Genomic DNA, 14,513 nt, shown 5'->3' on the forward strand with positions numbered 1-14,513 from the left:
CTCACTTGGAAATGCGGAGGATTTGCGAAGCCAGTTGCGAAAAACACGGCTTCAGATCGGCCGGCGTTGCAGCGTAGCAATACACGCCGACCGGCTGTTTCGGGTTGTAGCAGCGCGATAACGAGTCGGCGGTGTTGGCCATGCATTTGAGTACGTCCTGGCCGAGTTCATTGTCAGGCCCGGCGGGTTGCACCAGCTCGGGTCCATAGCCGAGCGTGAACACGTAGGTGCCCTCATCGCGCGCCGCCGATGCCATCGCTTCGAGCAGATTGCGCGACGCACGGTTGACGTTCACATAGGTGACGTTGCCGTTCGGCACGGCACGCGGCGCGGTCACGGGCCAGATCGGGAAGGTTTTCTCGTTGACGTCGTGGGCGTTGTACCACTTCGGCATGGCCGTCACGAGCTTGGTCACGTTGCTCTGAAAACACGGCGAGCCGAGCGTCTGGTTGAGCGCGTTCATGTTGTACAGCCCGGACATCGTGCCCGTGCTGTCCGGGCTCGCAATCGTGCCGGCGCTTTTGTTGCAGCCGCTCTGATTGGTCGTGAAGAAAGAGGAGAAGCTGTTCGGTGCGCCGTCCGAGAAAAACACGATCACCCGTAAACTGGACGGCTGCGAGATCACCGTGTTCAACTGGTTGCGCGCGTTCCAGATCGCTTCGGCCGAATTGGTGCTGCCATTGAAGGTGTATTTGTTGATGTCGGCGGTCATCGTCGTGCGATCGAAACCGCGCGCATTGCCGCTGAACGGAACATCGACCACGGTGCCGTAGGCGAAGTGCATGAGCGCCACGCGATCGTTGGTCACGTCGAAATTATTGAGGAATGCCACCGCATTCGAGCGTACGGCGGCCGGCACGCCGGAGGTGTTCAGCGAACCCGTCGTATCGATCACAAACGCCATGTCCAGAGTCTTGCGAATCGCCTGCGAAGTCGAGCTCACGTTCAGCACCTTGAAGCCGAGCACCTTCGAAAAGCTGACCGGTACGCTCGCCTGTGCGGTCATGCCGATCGTTACCGTGCCCGCGTCGAATACGATCGACGGCGTGCCCGCTGCCACGCTCGAACCCAGAAAACCCGCCGGATAGTTCGCCGTAAAAAAAGCCGTTGCCGCCTGCTGCGCGTTATTGGTCTGCTCCGTCTGGTTGCTGCCGCGCGTGACCGCTTCGCCGGCCGCGATCACCGCGCCGTCGGTGGCGGCGTCGAGGCGTGCCTTGATCACGTAGCCGAGGCCGGAATCCACCGCAAGACCGAGAATACCCAGCAACGCAATCAGCGACACCGCGACGATGATACTGACCGATCCCCTCTGCCGTCTTCTGCATGCCACTGTTGTTTTCATTGCTTCCCCCGAACCCGTTTTTTTATTTGACCCGGCTTTTCGGTGCGTCAGAACACCGTCATTGCATAGAGATTCGGCGAGAGCGCGGGCGTTTTGATGCCACCGCCTAGATTCAGCGAACCGATCAGCGGCGTTTGCAGATAGAACGCCTCCACCACGTAAGCGATCTGACCGTCGGAGAGCTTGCCTTGCAGCAGGTTCACCACCGGCGACGTGCTCCCCGCTGCCGGAATTCCACTGCAGCCGCCGCTGCCGTCGGTCGCCCAGCGCGTGCCGCTATTGCCGCAGCTCCACAACTGGCTCGCCGGATAGTAGTTGCCGCCATTCCAGCGGTATTGCGCGACCACCACGCCCGTACAGTTATTGCCGCTGCTGTCGCAGTTATTGTTGCCCATGATCTCGGTGATATAGATCATGCCGTGCGCCGTCATGTTCAACGGCGGCGTAGTGGCGGTCAGCGAAGACATGATGGTCTGCATCGGATAAGTGAGCGACGCGCGCGAGGACAGACTCGCGCCTTCGCGGCTGACGTTGATCAGAATCATCTGCGCCTGGATGTTGCGGGCAATGTCGTATACCGGTAGCGCGAGTGCCACCAGCATCGGCAGTAACAGCGCCATTTCCACGCTGACAATGCCTCTGGACGCGCGGCGGCTTCGCAGGGAACGTGTGCGCATGTCAGAACCCCTCGTTGCGCATCGTCGCCGCGACGCTGAAGGTGAACTTGCCGTTGGCGAAGAACGGCTTGACCAGCGGCGTGAGAAGCGGCCAGATGCAATTGATCTGCAGCACCACAATGTCGCCGGGATTGCCGAACATGCCGGTGCTGTAACTCGTCTGCGTGCTATAGGTTTGGCTCGCCCCGTTGATGGTGATCACGTAGGTGGGCGAGACGAGCGAATAGAGGCCCATCGAACTATTCCTGATCTCCTGCACGACAGCCAGATAACGCTGCTGGTTGGTCGCATTCGGATCGAGATTGGCCTGGCCCGTTACCGAGTAGCGCGCGCCTTCCCGCACCGCGTATTGCATGGTCAGATTGACCCACAGCGCAATGCCGAGATCCATCGCGATACACAGCAGCAGGAATAGCAGCGGTGCGATCAACGCGAATTCGATCGTGGCAACGCCGCGCTGCCTGCGCGTGAGGCCGCGCTTCTTTGCGCGCGCCTCTGCGTTAGCAATGGACTTCCGGCGAGCGGCTTTCATTTCGTCTCCTTGTCCAGCACCGGCACCGCCTTGCCGCCGAAACCCGCACCGCGTCCGGCGTGCACGCGCAGCGGCCAGCAGAACGCTTGCAATAGCGAATGAGGTTGCGCGCCGTCGTCGAGACCGGTGGCCGGCCACTCTTTTCTGGACGGCACCCACTGTGTGTCGAACAGGTGATCCCACAGCGGCAGCAATTGCGTGAAGTTAAGGTCGAAATGCTCGCTGCGGCTCGAATGATGCAGGCGGTGATACTGCGGATTGTTGACCCACGTGATGTAGCGGCCCAGGTCCACGCGCAGATTCAGATGCGCAAAATAATTGCCGACCATGAACACGATCGAGGTCGAACCGACAATCCACGGCTCGACCTTGAACAGCACGCCGACGAGCGGATAGAGCAAACAGCCCCTGATGAAGAATTCCACCCAGTGGTGCCGCCACGTGACCGTGACATTGAACTCGACGGCGCTATGGTGCAGCGAATGCAGCTTCCACAGCACCGGCCACGTGTGCTGCAAACGGTGAAACGCGTATTCGAGCACATCGATGGTCAACAGCACGATCGCGAACGAAGCCAACGCGCCCCACCCGTGCGAATTGAGCACCACCATGCCGCCACCCAACGCATTCACGATCGCAATGCTCGCTGCCGCCGTCAACGGCTTCATTGCTTCCACCATCGCCAGATAGATGCCGGCATAGGCCACGTTGAAGCGCTGCGCGGCGCGCGATTGCAGCCGCGCGGCGGGCCAGCGCCGCTCCAGCGCCGCGCCCACGGCCATCATCACGAGAGCGAGCGCGTACGCGCGCAGCCACAAGCTTGAGTGGTTCAGCAGATCGGGAAGCGGGCTGGATGCGAACATGGGGTTCCCCAGTGAATGCGCGGCGCTCAACCACCCGCCATCGTGTTGATGGCCGGGAACAGCTGGCGCACGATCTGGATCGCCGACGGACCGACCAGCACGGCCAGCAGCGTCGGAAAAATAAAAAACATCAGCGGAAACAGGAGCTTCAAGGCGATCTTGGCAGCCAGTTCTTCCGCGCGCAAGCGGCGTTTGGTGCGCAGGTTGTCGGTATACACACGCAGCGAATCGCCGACGCTGGTGCCGAAGCGGTCCGCCTGGATCAGCATGGCGGCGAGTGTGTCGATGTCTTCCACGCCGGTGCGCAGCGACAGGTTGCGCAACGCCTTGTCGCGTCCCGAGCCGGCGCGCAATTCCAGCAACACCATGTCGAATTCGTCTTTCAGCGCGTGGCTCTTCACGCCGATTTCCTGGGTGACGCGCATCATCGCCGCGTCGAGGCCGAGGCCTGCTTCCACGCACACGGTCATCAGATCGAGCGCATCGGGCAGATCTTCGAAGAGCTTGCGCTGACGGCTTTCAACGAGGCGCGTCATCACGAGATTCGGCAGATAGAAGCCGAGCGCCGACGCGGCCAGCACCGTCAGCAGCAGATAGATACGCTGATCGGCTTCGAAGGCGTTGCCGAAGAAAATCAGCGCCACCGCCGGCAGCGAGAGCGCCAGCACCGTCTTCGCAGCAAAATAGATCGCCGGCGCGGACGGCGTGCGGATGCCCGCATTCGCAAAGCGCAGACGCAGTGCAGACTTGTCCCAGTCCTCTTTCGGCAGCGACAGTCTGGCTACCCGTTCGGACACCTTCGTCACCGTCTCGACCCAGTTCTTCTCGGCGCCGGCATCGGCTTCACTGGCGACGCCCGGCTGCGCGAGTTCCTCGATGCGCCGTTGTACCGGATCGGGCCGCAGCAGCAGCGTCATCGCCTTGAGCGCCGCGCCGAACACGATCAGGAACATCACCCCCAGCATCGCGATCTGTTCTATTTTCATGGTCTGCGGGCAGGCCCGCGCTCCTCGTATCGAACCGCTGGTCTAGATATGGATGCGCACGATCTTGCGCATCCACAAGATGCCGAACAGCATCATGGTGATCGCCACGCCGGCGAGCTGCACGCCGGCCGGGTCTTTCCAGAACACGCTGATATAGCCGGGATTGAGCACCGTCAGCAGCCCGAGAATCGCGAACGGCAACACGGCGAGCACCCAGGCCGACAGGCGTCCTTCCGCCGACAGCACACGCACCTTGCCGAGCAGCTTGAGCCGCTCGCGGATGATGCCGCTGATAGACCCGAGAATCTCCGCCAGATTGCCGCCCGCCTCGCGCTGGATCAGCACGGCGATCACGAAGTAGCGCAGATCCTCGACCGGCACGCGGCTCACCATGTTCAGGAGCGCGTCGTTCATCGAAACGCCGTAGTTGATCTCGTCGAACACCAGCGCGAATTCGCCGCCGAGCGGATCGGGCAGCTCCTGGCCGACCATGCCGAGCGTGGCCGGAAACGAGTGCCCGGCGCGCAGCGCACGGGCGATCAGATCGGCCGCATCGGGCAATTGGCGTTCGAGTTGCAATATGCGCCTCACGCGCTTGCGGCGCACAATCATGGTCGGCAACAGGCCGGCCACCGCGGCGAACACGCCCAGCACCGGCGCGGGCACGTGCAGCACGAAACCGGCAAACGCGCCTGTGAGCGCGCTCAACAACGTATAAGCGATAAAGCGCGCGACCGACCACTTCAGCCCGGATTGCTGCAACTGCCGGTCGAGCGCGTGCACGCGCGGCATGCGCAGCAGCAGGCTGGTGACGAACGGCGAGTCGCTCAGCATGCGCCGCTTGAGAATCGAGAGCTGCTCGCTGCTCACGTTGCCGCCAGCGGAAAGCGCGCGAATACGCTCGTCCATGCGCTTCACGCCCTTGCTATGATGGCTGGTCCAGAACAGATAAACGCCCTCGATGGACAGCACGACCGCGAGAAACGCCAGCACCGCAAAGCCGATAAACGACGTGTTCATGTGCCTCTCCTCAAGCTCGTTGCGCGCTCATACTTCGAAACGCCGTGCCGGATCGAACATCTGGTCCGGCAACACGATGCCGAAGCCCGCCAGCCGGTCGCAGAATTTCGGCCGCACGCCGCTCGCGCAGAAATAGCCTTTAATCAGGCCGTTTTCATCGACACCGGTACGCTTGAACGTGAAAATCTCCTGCATGTTGATGATGTCGCCTTCCATGCCGGTGACTTCCTGAATGCTCATCAGCTTGCGGCGTCCGTCGGTCAGGCGCGAAGCCTGCACCACCACCGTGATCGCCGAGGCGATCTGCTGACGGATCGCCTTGATCGGCATCGTCAGCCCCGCCATGCCGACCATGTTCTCCAGGCGGGTGAGCGCGTCGCGCGGCGTGTTCGCGTGCAGCGTCGCCATCGAGCCCTCGTGGCCGGTGTTCATGGCGTGTAGCATGTCGAGCGCTTCGGCGCCACGCACTTCGCCAAGCACGATGCGGTCCGGGCGCATCCGCAGCGCATTGCGCACCAGCGAGCGCTGCGAGATTTCACCCTTACCTTCGATATTCGGCGGCCGGGTTTCGAGCCGCAGCACATGCTGCTGGCGCATCTGCAATTCGGCCGCGTCTTCGATCGTCACGACTCGCTCGTCCTCGGGAATGAAGCCGGACAGCAGATTGAGCAGCGTGGTCTTGCCGCTGCCCGTGCCACCCGAAATCAGCACGTTCAGCTTCGCCTTGATCAGCGCTTCGAGCAGTTGCGCCATCGCGGGCGTGAAGCTCTGGTTGTTCACCATGTCGGTGACGGTGAGCGGATTCACCGCGAAGCGGCGAATCGACACCAGCGGTCCGTCGATCGCGGACGGCGGAATAATCGCGTTGACGCGCGAGCCGTCGGGCAGGCGCGCATCGACCATCGGCGTGGATTCGTCGATGCGGCGACCCACGCGCGAGACAATGCGCTCGATGATCTTCATGAGATGCGCGTCGTCGTAGAAAGTCACGTCGGTATGTTCGAGACGGCCGCACCGTTCCACGTAGACGTGTTGCGACGTGTTCACCAGAATGTCGGAGATGGTCGGATCGTTGAGCAAGGGTTCGAGCGGACCGAGACCGACCATTTCGTCGTGCACGTCCTGGGCAAGACGCCGGCGCTCGAGTTCATTCATCGGAATCTTGTCTTCGTCGACGATCCGCTCCACCAGTTGCGCGAGTTCACGCCTGATCTGCTCAGGAGACAGGCGTTGCAGCTTGTCGAGCTCCACCCGGTCGATGATCGCCTGATGAATGTTCATCTTGAGCTGCTGATACGCGCGCCGCGCCGCGAGGCTTTCGGCGGCCGCGCCGGCGGCTGCCGCGGGACTGGTGCTGTCGAACGGCAGGGTGCCGCTCTGGATCATCAACTGTTCGCGCAATGACATGGTGCTCTCCGCATTCTTTTCGATGGCAGCCGCGCTTGAACGGATTCAGGCGAGGCTTCCAGACTTCAGTGTCCGGGCTTCAGTTGCGGCGGCGAATTCGGCCGGCCGGGAAAGAGACGCCCAAGCACGCTTTTGCGCGCCACCACGGGCAATGGCCACAACAGCGCGGCCAGTTGCGAAATGCCCTGCGCGAGCGCGCCACCCTTCGCGCCGTTCACGAGCGGCACGCCGTGATTCAACGCTTCGGTCGCCTGCTTTTCGTCGCGCGGCAGATGATGCGCGACCTTCGCGCCGAACGTTTCTTCCAGCGTCGCCAGGTCGATGCGCGCGTTCTTGTCGTACTGGTTGACGATCACCTTCACCTTGCTCGCCGGATAGCCGAGCTCCCTGAAAATGTCGAGCATGCGGCGGCCCGCATGCAGGTACAGAATGTTCTGCCGCACCACCATGCAGATCGAGTCGCTGTGGTCGAGCGCGTGGATCGCGAGCGGATTGATGTTCTGGCCGACATCGATCAGCACCGCGTCGTATTGCTCGCGAACCAGCGTGAGAATCCGTTCGAGATGCGCGGCGCGCAGTTCGCCGGACTTGACCGGATCGCCCGCGCCGGCCAATACGTCGAGATTCGCGTGCACGTGCATCACGCAGGCTTCGAAGAACGCGGCGTCGAGGCGGTCGATCTGCGAGCACAGATCCGCGAGCGTGGCAGGCGGCGCTTTGTCGGCGACCAGCAGACTCGCGTCGGCGAATTGCTGGTTCAGGTCGATCAGCAGTACGCGCTTGTCGCGCAACGCGGCGAGTGCGTAAGCAAGATTGACGGCGATCAATGTGGTGCCGCTGCCGCCCTTGCAGGAAGTGAACGACACCACGCGGCCGTCGCGGCGCACGCCTGCGTGTTTCTTCGCCGAGACGTGGGCGAGCGCGTCGGCGATCTCGCCGTCGTCGAGCGGCCAGGACAGCACGTGCCGTACGCCGACGCGCATTGCCGCCATCAACAGCGTGGTCGACGGCGTGGGCGTCACCAGCATGCAATGAAGATTCGGCAGATGGGACAGCAGTTCCTCGACGCCGCTCAGATCGCGCGGCGTCAACTCGGCGTCGTCGACGATCAGCAGATCGGCGCCCTTGATCGCCGAGGCGTGCACGCGCAACTGCTTCGCCGTACCGTGCAGCGTACGCAGACGAAACGCAATGCCGCTCGCTTCGAGACGCGCCGCGATCAGCGGCGCACGCTCGCTGCTGGACGAAATCAGAAGAGTGTCGATCATGGTCAATCTCCGCTGGCTCCGATCGGAGCCGCCTGGTTGGACTGCATCAGTACCCGCTCGATGAGCCGATGCCGATCGTGAAGTTATTGGTCGGCGCGGGCGGCGCCGTGAACGACTTCGTGTAGCTCTTCTGTGCCGCCGCTGCCGCCTTGCCGTCGATACCCGCGACCGGATCGGTATTGGCCGAGGCTTGCGGGTTGAGCGTCTGCATTTCCTTGATCTGGTTGACCGAGTCGCCGAAGGTCGCGTCCCAGTGCGGCGTTGAGCTCAGGCAACCGGCGAGCGCGGCGCTCAGGCCGGCGCACAGCGCCGTGCGGATCAGTGTTCTGGTGGTTGTCATGTCGATCTCCGGTAGGCCGCGCATTACTGCGAGGCGTGTGAGTCGCTGGTTTCCGGCGCGGCCGGGAGCACCGCCACGGACGCGGCCGCGCTCGGTGCGGGTGCGGGTGCGGGTGCGGGGACCGGTGCCGGTGCCGAAGCCCCCGCAGCAGGAGCGGCGCGCTTCGTGCCTTCCATGTGGCCGGTCAGGTAGACGTTCGCTTCGCTGGCGTCGCCGAAGTTATCGGTAGGCAGCGGATAGTGCTGCGGCAGCGGCTTGGCCAGACGCGGCGTCACGACGAACACCAGTTCGGTCTTGTCCTGCTCGTAGCTCGTGCTGCGGAACAGCGCGCCGAGCACCGGCAATTCCGCGGCGCCGGGCAAGCCCTTGATCGAACCGGTCACGTTGCTCTTCAGGAGGCCGCCGATCGCGAAGCTCTGACCGTCGAACACCTGCAGCGTGGTGGAGGCGCGCCGCGTCGTGATCAACGGCAGGATCGACGTGGTGTTCGAGTTGCCGGCGCTGACCACTACGCCAGTGGACGACAGTTCGGACACTTCCGGCGACACCTTCAGGTTGATGCGGCCACCTTCGAACACGGTCGGTGTGAAGGTCAGACCGACACCGTACTGCTCCTCCTGCAGCACGATGGTGGTGCCGCCCGAGCCGTTGCTTTGCGGCACCGGAATATAGACCTTGCCGCCTGCGAGGAAACTCGCTTCCTGGCCGCTGATCGCCATCAGATTCGGCTCGGCGAGGATCTTCACGAGTTGATCGGTTTTCTGCGCGTCGATAGCGGCCTTGAGCGGCGAATTGTTCGCTTTCGATGCGGTCAGCGCGCTGAGTCCGCCCGACAGGTAATCGGCCAGCAAGCCGAAGCTCCAGCTGCCAATGCCACCGTTGATGTTGGCCGCCACGCCGAGCTGGTCGATCAGCGTCTTCGAGACTTCGGCGACCTTCACTTCGAGCATGACCTGCTGCGGCGCGGCCACATGCATCATGTTGATGATGCGTTCGCCGCCCGCGCCGCCGAGCGAAGGCGCCGGCATGCCCATCGCGCGCGGTGCGGCGCCGACCGGCAACGGGCCGCTGCCCATCGGCGCGCCGCCTTGCAACGCAGTGGTCGGACGGGCCACGAAGGCGCGCGCCAGTTCGAGCACGCGGTCGGCCTTGACCGCGTCGGAGACCGTGCCGGTGAGCACCAGGGTGTCGGCGGCCGCCTTCACCTGAATACCGGTTTCCTCGGGCATCAGCGCGGCGAGGGTTTGTTGCAGACCGCCCGGGTCCGCGCCGACACTCACGTCGATGATCGTGCAGGAGCCGCTGCGCCCCTGCACGATCATGTTGGTGGTGCCGACGTCGGAGCCGAGCAGATAAAGTGTTTGCGGCGACACGAGCATGGCCTGCACGATCGACGGATTGCCGACGGTGCGGCTCTTCACCGGTTCGCGCACATCGACCATCGCGGATTTGCCGACCGGGATCGTCACCGAGCTATGTTCGGCAACCGGGCCGGTGCAATTCGGTCCGCGGCCGCCTTGCTGCGCGCCGCCGGAATAAGCACCCGGACCCATGCCGCTCGCGGCGATGGTCAGATGCACGGAACCGTTCGACGCCACCGTGAGCGGCATGTCCGGCAGTCCGGGCGCGTTTGCCATGCCCGCCGCTGCCGCATTCTGGCCGGCTGCTTGCGCCACCGGCAGCATGGTCAGGTACAGGCCGAGCAGCACACCGGCGCAAGCTTCGGCGATCCGGGTGCGGCCGCGCGGCGAGTGCGAATCCGCTTTGCGTGGGCCGAGCGGGTGCTGCGGCGCGCTAGCGCGCTGAGTGGTTCTGGCGTTCATGTCCTACCCCCGTTATATGCCGCATTTTTTTACGTGCTGGTCTGGATGTCAGTCACGCATCGGTCACGGCTTGCAGGCTCGAGCCTGTCAAAAGCATTCCTGTCTTGCGTCGGCGCCGTCGAGTACCCGCACGCAGTTGGCCGGTGCGTGCGCCACGACTTTGCGCACGATGTGCACCGGCTTCGGTTCGGGCACCGGCGCCACGGCCACCGGCGTTTTCAGCAGCGTGGCCTTGGTGGCGCCGGCCGTGTCGATCGCCTGCGGATCGATCTGATTGCGCAATACCAGAGACAGCGTGCCGATGCTGCGTGCAAGGTCGATCTTCTCAGCCTGTTCCGGCGACACTTCGAGCGTCACCGCATCGACCACTTTCGGCTTGGTCTCGTCGCGGCCCACTTCCTGCGCGACCGCCAGCACGAGAATTTTTTCGAGCACGATCTTCGAGATGTTCTGATCGCGCTGGGTGCCCGGATCGCGGGCATCCTTCTGCGTGTTGACGATGATGTCGACGTAATTGCCCGGCAGCGCAAAGCCCGCCACGCCGATCACGTCGTTCACGCGCACCGTGATGGCGCGCTTGCCTTCGCCGATTACCGCCGAGAGGCCGCCGAGCGTGCCGACCGGCGTGAGCTTCGCCTCGAGAACCGGCTCGCCGTGCAGCAGGCTTTCCTTCAGCACGCGGCCGTCGAGTTTCTGGATGTCGGTGAACGATCCGGGCGGCACGCTGTTGGACGGCCACTCGGTGAGCTTGAGGAAATCCGGGCCGATCCGTTGACCGAGATTGATGTCGGTTGCCGCCACCACGACTTTGGTCGTGGCATTCGACGACTGCGAGATCATCCAGCGAGAAGCGAACACCACCGCGGTGAGGCCCGCCAGCGTCGCGATCAGCAGCATGGTTACAGCGCGCGCGTTTTTCATTTTCAACCCCCGAATTTTTGTCCTGCCCCGGCACGCGTCACACGCTGGCGAACAGCACGCATGCGCTGCCTATTGCTATCGCGACGCCGTACGGCATGGTCCCCGTCGCACTGCTTTCAGCCACACTGCCCGACCTTCGCCGCGCGCCGTTTCCCGGCGTCGCGCAGTCGATCAGGAGTGCCGCCATTCCACTCAGCCCGGCGCACATCTGGCGGCGCCGCAGCCATATGGCGAGCGACCCGATTGCACCGATTACACAGGTCGCCAAACCAATTTCGAGTGCGCCGTAAGCGCCGCAGAAGGCGCCGATTGCCGCCATCAGCTTTACGTCGCCCGCGCCCAACAGTCGCATTGCGTAGCCCGGCAGGAAAATTGCGCCACCGGCCAGCATGCCGCCCAACCACATCGTCATTCCCTCGACAGCGCCGTGCGTGAACCACTGCACCGGCATCGCCGCGATCAATCCTGCCGCCACCAGCCAGTTAGGAATCCGGCGCGTTTGCATGTCCCACAGTGCGGCGACGAATACCAGCGTCATCACGCACGGTCCAACCGGAAAAGGAACCCCGTTCATTGCCCGCTCCGTTCTGAGGATCGAATTGCCCTTCTTTGCTGGAGTCGATTCGTTCGGCGCGGGGCCGTCGCTACCCTATCCCGAAGGACCATCGAGGCAGGGCGAGCGAGCGGCTTTGCGCCTCTGGCCGTGTCAGGCGCCGGCCGGGTTGGCCACGCCGTTCAACGCGTTCTGCACATACGTGAACACGTTGTTCAGCTTGCTGCCGACCGTAGTGATCGTCGCAATGATCGCCACTGCGATCAGACCGGCCAGCAGGCCGTATTCGATCGCTGCAACGCCGTCTTCTTCGCGCAGAAATTGTTGGATCGTGTTCTTCATGCTAACCCCCGTAGAGTGAAAGTTGACTTCGGTTCATGCCGCTTGAAGCTGCCTGAAAAACAGGTGTGCCGAAGCGGCGTTCAAGCCCGTCACGAGGACGGAAAAAGTGGCGAGGTCAGCGCTTTACGTCGTCACGATCACGGTTGGCCGATACCCCGTATCGATTGCCTGTGTCGTTGTTTATCGACATCCGTTTTTCGTTGGCCCCGCCGCACCCCCGTAAAACGCGTGGACCTCCCCGAACGCGATTCACGAAGACTGTTGCTGCTGCCGGGAAACTATTGCCGCCTGTCTATCTCTTTGCCGCTTCCCGGCTGCAGCGTATTTCGCTGTATGACTCGCTATTTGCAACGGCTGTGCCATGCGGTGTCAAAGCCTTGCTGCGTAATGATCTGAGATTTGGCGGGGGGTGCTTCGGGGAGTTCGCAACACGCGATGACTCGGATTTGAGACGCCGGAAAGTGCCGTGGCGGAGTCTTCTAAACATGCAGGAGGGCTTATTTCCGGAGGGCGGAAAACCCTTAGGATCATTGACTGGCAATAGTTTGGCGGATCACCGGTCAAATATGCCCGCACCCGCGCCGATGAAGTAGCTTTTACTCGGTGCGGTCCGACATGTAGCAAGCATGAGACGAACGATCGATGAGCGGCAGCATGGCAGCGGACGCAAAAGCGGCACTCGTCTGCCTGCCTATGTGGGGTCGCGCACATTGCGCGATTGACGGCGGATCACTCCATCGCACGGGTTTGCGATGAAGCCCTTCAGATCGATGCCGCGCCAGCAATTTTTCGACTATGCCGCGATAAACGCGTGGACGCTGCGCAACGCCTTACCGGGGAGCGCGTGTCGCAACGGTCCGGACTGCTACACGGCGTCATGGATTTGCGTAAGGACAAGAAAACCACCACTCGTCATGTGCGAAATGACGAACGCGATAGAACGGAGCCGCAACGCGTCCGTTTTCATTCTGCCTTGCAAGGCAGACCCAAAAGAATTGGGTCCGCCAACAACGTTGGCCCCGACGTTTATCGCGCCGGTAAGCGCGTTCACGCGAGACACGATTGAATCTCGCGTACGGCCTGGGATCCGTCGATCAATGAACGTGCTGCACACCCGCGGCCAGCGTCCGCGTTCCCGGCACCACAAGACTTGCCATCAACGTGACTACCGAAGCGCCGATCACGTAATACGCCGGTGCCGCGAGCGACCCGGTCTCGCGGATCAGAACCGTGGCGAGCAGAGGCGCAAAGCCGCTGAACGCGACCACGGCAACGTTATACGACAGCGCAATGCCGCTGAAGCGGATCTGCACGGGGAAGTGATCGGCGAGCACCGACGCCCACGTACCGCTTGCCAGCGAAAACACCAGCGCCGCCAGCACGAATAGCACGACGGGGTCGACCGTATGATTGCTGAGCGCGACATAGAACGGATAACTCAGCACGATCAGCAACAAGGCGGACAAGCGCAGCAGATGCCGGCGCGGGACTCGGTCGCCCAGCCATCCGGCGAATAGCAGCCCGAACGAACTGACGACGAGGTAAGCGTTCTGCGCAATCGCCGCCGTGCGCGGCGCATAGTGCAGTTGCTGAACGAGAAACGCCGGCATGTGGCCGTACAGAATGCCGTTCACGCCGGCCATCACCGCGATCGACATCACGCCGGCCAGCACCGCTCTGCTGTGGTTGCGCAGCGTTTCACGAAACGGCTGTTTCGCGACCGCGCCTTGCATCTGCTCGAATTCGGGCGACTCGTCGAGATTGCGCCGCATCCAGTACGACACGATCCCGCACGCGCCGCCGAACAGGAACGCGATGCGCCATCCGTAGGCGGCGGCGTCGGCGCTGGAGAGAAAGGTTTGCACGGCGAGGTTCACGAGCGTCGCCAGCAACACACCGACATTGACCGCGCAGATGATGATCCCCGCAGCCAGTCCTGCGCGCTCGGGCGCGGCCTCCACGGCATAGGTGATGGCGCCGGGCATCTCGCCGCCCACGCAAAATCCTTGCAGCATGCGCAGCACGATGAGCAGGATCGACGCGGTGACGCCCCAGCTCTGATAGCTGGGCAGAAGGCCGAGGCAGATCGTGGCCGCCGTCACGACGACGATGGAGACGAGGAACACCGGCCGGCGCCCATAGCGATCTCCCCAACTGCTCAGGACGATACCGCCGAGCGGACGGATCACATAGCCGACCGCAAGAACGGAAAACGAGAACAGCAAACTGATCAGCGAAGACGCGTTGGGAAAGAACTGTGCGGCAATGTAATGCGCAAAGAACCCGTAGACGATGAAATCGTAAAACTCCAGCGAGCCGCCAAGACTCGCGATGAGGATCATCTTCCACTGCGCGCGTGAGATGCCGCGAGACGCGCTACGCTGCGCCGCGCCGGGTTCGTGCTGGGATGTTTCCATTGACTCCTCCGATAGGATTGTC

14 protein-coding genes are annotated in these 14,513 nt (G+C 62.9%); all 14 read right to left on the bottom strand.

Going from position 1 to position 14,513, the window contains the following annotated elements:
* Position 1: 1 nt before the first annotated feature.
* The gene (locus PDMSB3_RS30695; RefSeq protein WP_007177812.1) at positions 2 to 1,342 is read right to left on the bottom strand and encodes a vWA domain-containing protein; all 1,341 of its coding nucleotides are present in this window, start codon (positions 1,340 to 1,342) and stop codon (positions 2 to 4) included.
* Positions 1,343 to 1,389: 47 nt separating this feature from the next.
* Positions 1,390 to 2,019 (bottom strand): TadE family protein, encoded by a 630-nt coding sequence (locus PDMSB3_RS30700; protein WP_007177813.1) that lies wholly within the window; start codon positions 2,017 to 2,019, stop codon positions 1,390 to 1,392.
* Between the two features lies 1 nt (position 2,020).
* Complete coding sequence (locus tag PDMSB3_RS30705; protein ID WP_007177814.1) at positions 2,021 to 2,551, bottom strand: TadE/TadG family type IV pilus assembly protein; 531 nt, start codon at positions 2,549 to 2,551, stop codon at positions 2,021 to 2,023.
* Complete coding sequence (locus PDMSB3_RS30710) at positions 2,548 to 3,414, bottom strand: sterol desaturase family protein (protein WP_165188696.1); 867 nt, start codon at positions 3,412 to 3,414, stop codon at positions 2,548 to 2,550. Before PDMSB3_RS30710 ends, PDMSB3_RS30705 begins: the two co-directional genes overlap by 4 nt.
* A gap of 26 nt (positions 3,415 to 3,440) precedes the next feature.
* A complete protein-coding gene (locus PDMSB3_RS30715) occupies positions 3,441 to 4,400 on the bottom strand; it encodes a type II secretion system F family protein (protein ID WP_165188698.1) in 960 nt (319 codons plus the stop codon).
* A gap of 42 nt (positions 4,401 to 4,442) precedes the next feature.
* Positions 4,443 to 5,420: a type II secretion system F family protein gene (locus PDMSB3_RS30720; protein WP_007177817.1), complete on the bottom strand. Its 978-nt coding sequence runs from the start codon at positions 5,418 to 5,420 to the stop codon at positions 4,443 to 4,445.
* 27 nt (positions 5,421 to 5,447) lie between these two features.
* A complete protein-coding gene (locus PDMSB3_RS30725; protein WP_165188700.1) occupies positions 5,448 to 6,827 on the bottom strand; it encodes a CpaF family protein in 1,380 nt (459 codons plus the stop codon).
* A gap of 65 nt (positions 6,828 to 6,892) precedes the next feature.
* Complete coding sequence (locus PDMSB3_RS30730; RefSeq protein ID WP_007177819.1) at positions 6,893 to 8,095, bottom strand: AAA family ATPase; 1,203 nt, start codon at positions 8,093 to 8,095, stop codon at positions 6,893 to 6,895.
* A 46-nt stretch (positions 8,096 to 8,141) separates the two neighbouring features.
* A complete protein-coding gene (locus PDMSB3_RS30735) occupies positions 8,142 to 8,435 on the bottom strand; it encodes a hypothetical protein (protein WP_007177820.1) in 294 nt (97 codons plus the stop codon).
* A gap of 23 nt (positions 8,436 to 8,458) precedes the next feature.
* Positions 8,459 to 10,258, bottom strand: a complete 1,800-nt coding sequence (locus PDMSB3_RS30740; RefSeq protein WP_165188702.1) for a type II and III secretion system protein family protein — start codon at positions 10,256 to 10,258, stop codon at positions 8,459 to 8,461.
* Between the two features lie 87 nt (positions 10,259 to 10,345).
* Positions 10,346 to 11,179, bottom strand: coding sequence for a Flp pilus assembly protein CpaB (cpaB, locus tag PDMSB3_RS30745; RefSeq protein WP_165188704.1), 834 nt, complete (start codon positions 11,177 to 11,179; stop codon positions 10,346 to 10,348).
* A gap of 37 nt (positions 11,180 to 11,216) precedes the next feature.
* Positions 11,217 to 11,753 carry an A24 family peptidase gene (locus tag PDMSB3_RS30750; RefSeq protein ID WP_007177823.1) on the bottom strand — a complete coding sequence of 179 codons (537 nt, stop codon included), beginning with the start codon at positions 11,751 to 11,753 and terminating at the stop codon, positions 11,217 to 11,219.
* 132 nt (positions 11,754 to 11,885) lie between these two features.
* On the bottom strand, positions 11,886 to 12,074 hold the full coding sequence (locus tag PDMSB3_RS30755) for a Flp family type IVb pilin (RefSeq protein WP_007177824.1): 189 nt from the start codon (positions 12,072 to 12,074) through the stop codon (positions 11,886 to 11,888).
* 1,094 nt (positions 12,075 to 13,168) lie between these two features.
* Positions 13,169 to 14,491, bottom strand: coding sequence for an MFS transporter (locus PDMSB3_RS30760; RefSeq protein ID WP_007177825.1), 1,323 nt, complete (start codon positions 14,489 to 14,491; stop codon positions 13,169 to 13,171).
* Between the last annotated feature and the right edge of the window lie 22 nt (positions 14,492 to 14,513).

The sequence above is a fragment of the Paraburkholderia dioscoreae genome (assembly GCF_902459535.1).
In the GTDB taxonomy this organism is placed as follows: Bacteria; Pseudomonadota; Gammaproteobacteria; order Burkholderiales; family Burkholderiaceae; genus Paraburkholderia; species Paraburkholderia dioscoreae.

Bases quoted from the DNA above. Each gene is read 5' to 3' on its own strand.
- PDMSB3_RS30695 (WP_007177812.1), bottom strand. From the start codon at position 1,342: ATGAAAACAACAGTGGCATGCAGAAGACGGCAGAGGGGATCGGTCAGT.
- PDMSB3_RS30700 (WP_007177813.1), bottom strand. From the start codon at position 2,019: ATGCGCACACGTTCCCTGCGAAGCCGCCGCGCGTCCAGAGGCATTGTC.
- PDMSB3_RS30705 (WP_007177814.1), bottom strand. From the start codon at position 2,551: ATGAAAGCCGCTCGCCGGAAGTCCATTGCTAACGCAGAGGCGCGCGCA.
- PDMSB3_RS30710 (WP_165188696.1), bottom strand. From the start codon at position 3,414: ATGTTCGCATCCAGCCCGCTTCCCGATCTGCTGAACCACTCAAGCTTG.
- PDMSB3_RS30715 (WP_165188698.1), bottom strand. From the start codon at position 4,400: ATGAAAATAGAACAGATCGCGATGCTGGGGGTGATGTTCCTGATCGTG.
- PDMSB3_RS30720 (WP_007177817.1), bottom strand. From the start codon at position 5,420: ATGAACACGTCGTTTATCGGCTTTGCGGTGCTGGCGTTTCTCGCGGTC.
- PDMSB3_RS30725 (WP_165188700.1), bottom strand. From the start codon at position 6,827: ATGTCATTGCGCGAACAGTTGATGATCCAGAGCGGCACCCTGCCGTTC.
- PDMSB3_RS30730 (WP_007177819.1), bottom strand. From the start codon at position 8,095: ATGATCGACACTCTTCTGATTTCGTCCAGCAGCGAGCGTGCGCCGCTG.
- PDMSB3_RS30735 (WP_007177820.1), bottom strand. From the start codon at position 8,435: ATGACAACCACCAGAACACTGATCCGCACGGCGCTGTGCGCCGGCCTG.
- PDMSB3_RS30740 (WP_165188702.1), bottom strand. From the start codon at position 10,258: ATGAACGCCAGAACCACTCAGCGCGCTAGCGCGCCGCAGCACCCGCTC.
- cpaB (WP_165188704.1), bottom strand. From the start codon at position 11,179: ATGAAAAACGCGCGCGCTGTAACCATGCTGCTGATCGCGACGCTGGCG.
- PDMSB3_RS30750 (WP_007177823.1), bottom strand. From the start codon at position 11,753: ATGAACGGGGTTCCTTTTCCGGTTGGACCGTGCGTGATGACGCTGGTA.
- PDMSB3_RS30755 (WP_007177824.1), bottom strand. From the start codon at position 12,074: ATGAAGAACACGATCCAACAATTTCTGCGCGAAGAAGACGGCGTTGCA.
- PDMSB3_RS30760 (WP_007177825.1), bottom strand. From the start codon at position 14,491: ATGGAAACATCCCAGCACGAACCCGGCGCGGCGCAGCGTAGCGCGTCT.